8 protein-coding genes are annotated in these 8,491 nt (G+C 67.2%); all 8 read right to left on the reverse strand.

Going from position 1 to position 8,491, the window contains the following annotated elements:
• The coding region (rplW, locus tag ACE3O1_RS13340; RefSeq protein WP_374315823.1) for a 50S ribosomal protein L23 at nt 1–274 on the reverse strand (274 nt) is incomplete at its 3' end.
• Complete coding sequence (gene rplD / locus ACE3O1_RS13345; RefSeq protein WP_374315825.1) at nt 271–933, reverse strand: 50S ribosomal protein L4; 663 nt, start codon at nt 931–933, stop codon at nt 271–273. The genes rplD and rplW, both read right to left, overlap by 4 nt.
• A gap of 4 nt (nt 934–937) precedes the next feature.
• Complete coding sequence (rplC, locus tag ACE3O1_RS13350; protein ID WP_191766100.1) at nt 938–1,597, reverse strand: 50S ribosomal protein L3; 660 nt, start codon at nt 1,595–1,597, stop codon at nt 938–940.
• Between the two features lie 8 nt (nt 1,598–1,605).
• Nucleotides 1,606–1,914: a 30S ribosomal protein S10 gene (gene rpsJ, locus ACE3O1_RS13355; protein ID WP_013584016.1), complete on the reverse strand. Its 309-nt coding sequence runs from the start codon at nt 1,912–1,914 to the stop codon at nt 1,606–1,608.
• A 542-nt stretch (nt 1,915–2,456) separates the two neighbouring features.
• Nucleotides 2,457–4,148: a hypothetical protein gene (locus ACE3O1_RS13360; RefSeq protein ID WP_374315828.1), complete on the reverse strand. Its 1,692-nt coding sequence runs from the start codon at nt 4,146–4,148 to the stop codon at nt 2,457–2,459.
• A gap of 376 nt (nt 4,149–4,524) precedes the next feature.
• Nucleotides 4,525–4,740, reverse strand: coding sequence for a hypothetical protein (locus ACE3O1_RS13365; RefSeq protein ID WP_374315830.1), 216 nt, complete (start codon nt 4,738–4,740; stop codon nt 4,525–4,527).
• 174 nt (nt 4,741–4,914) lie between these two features.
• Entirely contained in the window at nt 4,915–6,108 is a 1,194-nt protein-coding gene (gene tuf / locus ACE3O1_RS13370; RefSeq protein WP_347978058.1) for an elongation factor Tu, read from the reverse strand.
• Between the two features lie 152 nt (nt 6,109–6,260).
• A complete protein-coding gene (fusA, locus tag ACE3O1_RS13375; RefSeq protein ID WP_374315832.1) occupies nt 6,261–8,375 on the reverse strand; it encodes an elongation factor G in 2,115 nt (704 codons plus the stop codon).
• Between the last annotated feature and the right edge of the window lie 116 nt (nt 8,376–8,491).

Here is an 8,491-nt window from a genome sequence, read left to right on the forward strand (position 1 = left end):
CGATGGTGCCCGACTTCAGGGTCACGATGGCGCGCTTGGTGTCCTTGCGCTTGCCGGTGCCGAAGCGGGTGCGGCGGGCCTTGCCGACGCGGTTGATCGTGTTGACCGCAGCGACCTTGACGCCGAAGATCTTCTCGATGGCGAGCTTGATCTCGGTCTTCGAGGCGCGCGGGTCCACGAGGAACGTGTACTTGCCCTCGTCGATGAGCCCGTAGCTCTTCTCGGAGACGACCGGCTTCAGGATGATGTCGCGCGGGTCCTTGTTCACGGTCATGCCGAGACCTCCTCGGTGGCGCCGGTCTTCGACGCGACGAACGCGTCGTAGGCGGCCTTGGTGAAGACGATGTCGTCCGAGACGAGAACGTCGTAGGCGTTGAGCTGGTCGGAGTACAGCACGTGGACGTACGCGAGGTTGCGCAGGCTCAGGATGCTGAGCTCGTCGTCACGCGTGATGACGACCAGCACGTTCTTGGTGGGGGCGAGCGACGCGAGGACCGCAGCGGCGGCCTTCGTCGACGGGGCGCCCTCGATGCCGAACGAGTCGACGATGTGCAGGCGGTCGCCGCGAGCACGGTCGCTGAGCGCACCCAGGAGGGCGGCGGCGATCATCTTCTTGGGCGTGCGCTGGCCGTAGTCGCGCGGCTTCGGGCCGTGGACGATGCCACCGCCGGTCATGTGCGGCGCACGGATCGAGCCCTGACGGGCGTTACCCGTGCCCTTCTGCTTGAAGGGCTTGCGGCCGGCGCCGGAGACCTCACCGCGACGCTTGGTCGAGTGGGTGCCCTGGCGAGCCGCGGCGCGCTGCGCCACGACGACCTGGTGGATGAGCGGGATGTTCGTCTTGACGTCGAACAGAGCGGCGGGCAGCTCGACCGAGCCGGCCTTCTTGCCATCTGCCTTCACGACGTCGAGCGCGAGAGTCGAGTCAGCCATGTGATCAGGCACCCTTCACTGCGTTGCGGACGTAGACGATGCGGCCACGTGCACCGGGGACGGCGCCCTTGACGAGCAGCAGACCCTTCTCGGCGTCGATGGCGTGCACCTTGAGGTTGAGAACGGTCACGCGCTCGCCACCCATACGGCCGGCCATGCGCATGCCCTTGAAGACGCGGCTCGGGGTCGACGAGGCGCCGATCGAACCGGGCTTGCGGTGGTTGCGGTGCGCACCGTGCGAAGCGGAGACGCCCTTGAAGTTGTGGCGCTTCATGACACCCGCGGTGCCCTTGCCCTTGCTGGTGCCGACGACGTCGATCAGCTGACCGGCCTCGAACACGCCGTCCACCGTGAGCTCCTGACCGAGTGAGTAGTCAGCGGCGTCCGCGGTGCGGATCTCGGTGAGGTGACGACGCGGGGTCACACCGGCGGCCTCGAAGTGGGCCGTGAGGGGCTTGTTGACCTTGCGGGGGTCGATCTGGCCGTAGGCGATCTGGACGGCCTTGTAGCCGTCCTTCTCGGGCGTGCGAACCTGGGTGACCACGTTCGGCGCGACCTCGATGACGGTGACGGGAACGAGCTTGCCGTTCTCGTCCCAGACCTGGGTCATGCCGAGCTTGGTTCCCAGCAGGCCCTTGGAAATCTTGTTGTTGATGTCAGCCATGTCGAACCTCAGAGCTTGATCTCGATGTTGACGTCGGCCGGCAGGTCAAGGCGCATCAGCGAGTCGACGGCCTTGGGCGTCGGGTCGATGATGTCGATCAGACGCTTGTGGGTGCGCATCTCGAAGTGCTCGCGGCTGTCCTTGTACTTGTGGGGCGACCGGATGACGCACACGACGTTCTTCTCGGTCGGAAGGGGCACGGGGCCCACGACGGTCGCGCCCGCACGGGTCACGGTGTCGACGATCTTGCGCGCCGAGCTGTCGAGGCCGGCGTGGTCGTACGACTTCAGGCGAATGCGGATCTTCTGTCCCGCCATTGTCTGCTCACTCTCTTTCTCGCGTCATACCGTTCCGGGCTCCCCGGAGGCATTGGACGCACGGTGGCGCTCGCGCGCCATGGCACTTCTGCACCGCTTGCGCAGTGCGTTGCTGCACCGCTGTTCTGATGTCAATCCGGATGCCGCGCCGAAGCGCCGCTCCCGGCATCCGCTCCCCCACCAGCGCGCGAGACGAGGCTCTCGCGAAAGAGGGGGTTTGAGATGTGGTGGTTCTGCTGCCCGCGGCCTAGGACTCTGCGCTCTCGCGCCGCCTATGCACTGCCCTGGCAGTGATCCGGAGCGCGCCGAAGGACGCGCCGGAATGTGGAACCTCACTAGTCTACGTGTCGCCCGGGCGTGTCGCAAACTCGGGCGTGTCGCGAGACCGCTTCCTCGGCTCCTTCCCAGGAGACGGTCCGGCTTCGGGACGACGAAGGGCGGCCGCGCTCACGCGCGACCGCCCTCGGAGGGGATGCTCCTCTCTGACGAGCGCTCGGGGGGAAGCAGCTCTCGACAGGGCATCCGGTCTGTCGGCCGGACTCCTAGGAGGTGGCCCGGCGGCGCTGGCCCGCGACCGTCAGCATGAGGGCGAGGCCCAGCAGCAGTGCGGCACCACCGGCGATCGGGAGGATCGGGCTCACGCCGCCACCCGTCGATGCCAGCTCGGCTCCGGAAGCGCTCGAGACCGTCGCGGCCGGCTGGGGGTCGCCCGAGCCCGTTCCAGCGGGTTCGGGGTCACCCGAGTCCGTCCCGCCGGGCTCCTCGGACGGCTCCTCGGGGCTGGTCGCCTGCTTCGGCGGGTCGGCGCACAGCGCGGTCACCGCGGGGTACTCCACGACGGTCTCGAACGAGGGGTTCACCTCGAAGCGCACCGTGACGCCGTCTCGCGTCCACGCGAAGTTGCCGTCGGTCTTCACATAGGTGCCGTTCACGAGGTCCCAGCCCGGCCACATCTTCGGCTCGGTCGCCTTGGCTCCGGGCCACAGCAGCGAGCCGGACAGCGCCTGGTCGGGGACGACGACGTCCTCCCCGCCGGGGTTGACGAAGGTGATGGTGACCGGCGTCTCGTCGGCGGTCTCGAATCCGGTGGGAAGGCTCACGGAGTAGGCGAGGTAGGGCACGTCGCCCACGCACGTCGACGCGATGTCGCCGGGAACCAGCGAGCACTCGGCGATCTCCTCAGCGGTCAGCTGCCGGGTGCGCTGCTCGGTGACCGACGACGTTGCGGTCGTCAGCTCCCCGTACGCGTCGCGGCCGTACTCGACGGTCACGACCTCGCGGGTCTGCTCCACCTCGGTGTCGCCGCAGCTCCACTCGCCCTCGACCCACTCGCCGTACTCGGTCTGCGTCTGCGGGACGGAGCAGTCCATCTTCTCGTCGGCGGTCATGGGCCGCGCGGCGGTCGTGGAGACCTCCGTCGGTGCGGTGGCGACCCACGCGGTGCCGTTCCACTCCGTCGAGACGGTGGTGGTGACCGTGACGGTCGTCGCCTGGCCGTAGGCGCAGTCGTACTCGACGGTGTCCTCACTGGTGACGGTGTCCGCCGGCTGCGCCGGACGGCACTGGTCCGTGTCGATCGGCAGCACGCCGGGCACGGTCCACGACGCGTTCGCCCCTGCGGGGAACGCGAAGCCGGTCTGCGGCGCCGCCGTCCAGGTGGTGGAGCCGTCGGCGTTCAGCGCCGAGGTCCACGTGATGCCGGTCTCAGTCCGCTCGAGGATCGTTCCCGCGGCAGCGCAGGTCGGCTCGGAGAACGTCAGAGCCGGGGTCACCGTCTCCGGCTCGGCCGGAACCGGCGCGGCGCCCCTGCAGACGATCCAGTGCCCGACGACCGCCTGGTTGCCGCCCGAGTTCGTCGGCGAGGCGTAGGCGACGCCCGCCTGCGGGTGCACGATGACGTTGTTGGTGGTGCCCGCCTTGACGACGAGAAGCTCCCACTGGCCGGCGGTCGACGCCGCCGCGTTCAGGGTCACGGTCTTGCTGCCGTCGGTCAGGGTTCCGTCTGCGGTGCTGCCCGTCGCCTTGACGCAGGTCGCCGGGTGATCGGAGTAGGTGTTCCAGTACGCGGCGTCGTTGGACGCGGGCGTGAACGGCACCATCGTGCCGACGGCTCCGACACTGCCACCGGCCGCCGTTGCTCCCGTCGTCACGACCGGTGCGACAACGAGCGATACGGCCACGGCCACCGATGCGATGAGACCGAGCGTCTTCCCCTTCATGCGCGCGTACGGCATGACGAACCTCCCCCAGTTTTCGGCGCACGACGGCGCCGCCCCAGCGGTGCGCGGTCGGCGCACCGTACTCCCCGCGGTGCTCGAGAGCACCGTCCTGCGACCTCACGTCACCGTGACGTCTTCCCACGCCGCGCGCGAGGCGCGGATTCCCCTGGACGCGAGCGTCCCGACCTGTACCCGGAGGTACCCGGCTTCCCCGCGTGATGGTCGGTCACGCAGCCGTTTGCGACGCTATCAGCCGCATCAGCCTCATTCTGCGAACTAAAGCCGAAACTGAGCCAGTCATGTCGATTCCCTGACCGATCCTGCGCTTCGGGCACGCAGAAGCGGCCCGGTGCAGTTCGCTCCGGGCCGCTTCGCGGTGCTGACAGGCGGTCTATTCGTGCCCGATGGACTTGTCGATGCTGTCCCGCACGCCGTCGACGTGCTCGTCGATGCCGTCGGGGGCGACCTTCTTGACGAAGTCCGCCGCAGCGTCCAGGACGCTGTCGCTGACCCCCTCCGCCTGCTCGGACTTGATGACGTCGTCGATCTTGTCCTTGTTCTGCTCGAGGAAGTCCTTGCCCTGATTGACCACGTCGTCGATACCCATCACATGCTCCTTCGCGGCGCCCCCCGTGGGCGTACCGGCTCATTCAAACGGGGCGCCGTGCGGCCCGTCAACACCCGGCGACGACGGCGCGCACGACGAAGGGGCCGGGCCCGAAGGCCCGACCCCTTGTCGGTGACGGATGCCGCGGCATCCGTCATGCAGATCTTCCGAAGATTACTTGATGATCTTCGTGACCGTGCCGGCGCCGACGGTGCGGCCGCCCTCACGGATGGCGTAGCCGAGGCCCTCCTCCATGGCGATCGGCTGGATCAGCTCGACCGTCATGTCGGTGGTGTCGCCGGGCATGACCATCTCGGTGCCCTCGGGCAGCGTGATGACGCCGGTGACGTCGGTGGTGCGGAAGTAGAACTGCGGGCGGTAGTTCGTGAAGAACGGGTTGTGACGGCCGCCCTCCTCCTTGGACAGGATGTACGCCGTGCCCTCGAAGTTGGTGTGCGGGGTGACCGAACCGGGCTTCACGACGACCTGGCCGCGCTCGACGTCGTCACGCTTGGTGCCGCGAAGGAGCAGACCACAGTTCTCGCCGGCCCACGCCTCGTCGAGCTGCTTGTGGAACATCTCGATACCGGTGACGATCGTCTTCTGCGTCGGGCGCAGACCCACGATCTCGACCTCGGAGTTGATGGCCAGCGTGCCACGCTCGGCGCGGCCCGTGACGACGGTGCCACGACCGGTGATGGTGAAGACGTCCTCGATGGGCATGAGGAACGGCTTGTCCTTGTCACGCACCGGGTCGGGGATCGACTCGTCGACGGCGTCCATGAGCTCGACGATCTTCTCGACCCACTCGGCGTCGCCCTCGAGAGCCTTGAGGCCCGAGACGCGGACGACGGGGGCGTTGTCGCCGTCGAAGTCCTGCGACGAGAGCAGCTCGCGGACCTCGAGCTCGACGAGCTCCAGGATCTCCTCGTCGTCGACCATGTCGCTCTTGTTCAGCGCGACGAGCAGGTAGGGCACGCCGACCTGCTTGGCGAGCAGGACGTGCTCGCGGGTCTGAGCCATCGGGCCGTCGGTCGCCGCGACCACGAGGATCGCGCCGTCCATCTGAGCGGCACCGGTGATCATGTTCTTGATGTAGTCAGCGTGACCCGGGGCGTCGACGTGCGCGTAGTGGCGCTTCGGCGTCTCGTACTCGACGTGCGAGATGTTGATCGTGATACCGCGCTGACGCTCCTCGGGAGCGGAGTCGATCGACGCGAAGTCGCGCTGCACGTTGGTGGCCGACGGGTACTTGTCGGCGAGCACCTTCGAGATCGCTGCGGTGAGCGTGGTCTTGCCGTGGTCGACGTGACCGATCGTTCCGATGTTCACGTGCGGCTTGGTCCGCTCGAACTTGGCCTTAGCCACTGGGTCCTCCTCAGGACGGTCGTGTAGAACTTCCGGGCACTGGTTTGCGACCGGTCGTCTACGGGGATATCTCCAGCTTAGTGGAGACGGTTCTGGTGATTCTGTGTGAAGTTGTGCCGGGGCCCCGCGTCACCGAGGGGCCCCGGAAAGGGCTACTCGCCCTTGGTCTTCTGGACGATCTCGTCCATGACGTTGCGCGGGACCTCGGCGTAGCTGTCGAACTCCATGGAGTAGACGGCGCGGCCGGAGGTCTTCGAACGCAGGTCGCCGATGTAGCCGAACATCTCGGACAGCGGAACGTTCGCACGCACCACCTTGACGCCCTGGGCGTCCTCCATCGACTGGATCTGGCCACGACGCGAGTTCAGGTCGCCGATGACGTCGCCCATGTACTCCTCGGGCGTACGCACCTCGACGGCCATGATCGGCTCGAGGATGACCGGGTTCGCGCGGCGGACGGCCTCCTTGAAGCCCATCGAGCCGGCGATCTTGAACGCCATCTCGGACGAGTCGACGTCGTGCGAGGCGCCGTCGAGCAGGATCGCCTTGACACCCACCATGGGGTAGCCGGCGAGCACGCCGACGTTCATGGCGTCCTGGAAGCCCTGGTCGGTGGGGCCGATGTACTCGCGCGGGATCCGGCCACCGGTGACCTTGTTCTCGAACTCGTACGTCTTCTCGGCCGTGACCTCGAGAGGCTCGATCGTGAACTGGATCTTCGCGAACTGGCCCGAGCCACCCGTCTGCTTCTTGTGGGTGTAGTCGGCCTTCTCGACGGCCTTGCGGATCGTCTCGCGGTAGGCCACCTGAGGCTTTCCGACGTTGGCCTCGACCTTGAACTCGCGCTTCATGCGGTCCACGAGGATGTCGAGGTGCAGCTCGCCCATGCCCTTGATCGTGGTCTGGCCGGTCTCGGCGTTCTGCTCGACGCGGAACGTCGGGTCCTCTTCCGCGAGCTTCTGGATCGCGAGACCCAGCTTCTCCTGGTCGGCCTTGGTCTTGGGCTCGATGGCGACCTCGATGACCGGCTCGGGGAACGTCATCGACTCGAGCACGACCTGGTTGTTCGCATCCGAGAGCGTGTCGCCCGTGGTCGTGTCCTTGAGGCCGATGACCGCGTAGATGTGACCAGCGGTGACCGAGTCGACCGGGTTCTCCTTGTTGGCGTGCATCTGGAAGATCTTCCCGATGCGCTCCTTCTTGGACTTGGTCGAGTTGACCACGGCCGAACCCGAGTCGAGGTGACCCGAGTAGACGCGGATGTAGGTCAGGCGACCGAAGAACGGGTGCGTCACGATCTTGAACGCGAGAGCAGCGAACGGCTCGTCACGGTCGGCGTGACGCTCGATGATGTTCTCTTCGTTCTTCGGGTCGTGCGCCTCGATGGCCGGCACGTCCAGCGGCGACGGAAGGTAGTCCACGACCGCGTCGAGCATGGGCTGCACGCCGCGGTTCTTGAACGCCGAGCCGCACAGCACGGGGTACAGCTCCGAGTTGATCGTGAGCTTGCGGATCGCGCCCTTGATCTCGGCGACCGTGAGGGGCTCACCGCCGAAGTGCTTCTCGAGCAGCTCCTCGTCGGACTCGGCGACCGTCTCGAGAAGGATCTCGCGGTACTCGGCTGCCTTCTCGGCGAGCTCGGCCGGGATCTCCTGGATCTCGTACTTCGCGCCCATGGTCACGTCGCCCTTGGCGTCGCCGGGCCAGACCAGCGCACGCATCTCGACGAGGTCGACGACGCCCACGAAGTCGTTCTCGGCGCCGATCGGCAGCTGCAGGACGAGGGGCTTGGCCTTGAGGCGGTTCACGATGGTGTCGACCGTGAAGTAGAAGTCCGCGCCGAGCTTGTCCATCTTGTTGACGAAGCAGATGCGGGGGACGTCGTACTTGTCGGCCTGGCGCCACACCGTCTCGGACTGGGGCTCGACGCCCTCCTTGCCGTCGAAGACGGCGACCGCGCCGTCGAGGACGCGGAGCGAGCGCTCCACCTCGACCGTGAAGTCCACGTGGCCGGGGGTGTCGATGATGTTGATCTGGTGCTTGTTCCAGAAGCAGGTCACGGCGGCCGACGTGATCGTGATGCCGCGCTCCTTCTCCTGCTCCATCCAGTCGGTCGTCGACGCACCGTCGTGCGTCTCGCCGAGCTTGTGGTTGACACCCGTGTAGAAGAGGATGCGCTCGGTCGTCGTCGTCTTGCCGGCATCGATGTGCGCCATGATGCCGATGTTGCGGACCTTGTTGAGGTCGGTGAGCACTTCTTGTGCCACGGGGTGTCCTTACGTGTAGTGACGGATGTCGCGGGGCGAGCGGGCGCGGGGGAACCCCCCCCGCACCCCGGCGCGGGATAAACACCCGAGTGCGCGGCGCCGCCGGGGGACACCGC

The sequence above is a fragment of the Microbacterium sp. genome (assembly GCF_041909575.1).
Classification (GTDB): domain Bacteria; phylum Actinomycetota; class Actinomycetes; order Actinomycetales; family Microbacteriaceae; genus Microbacterium.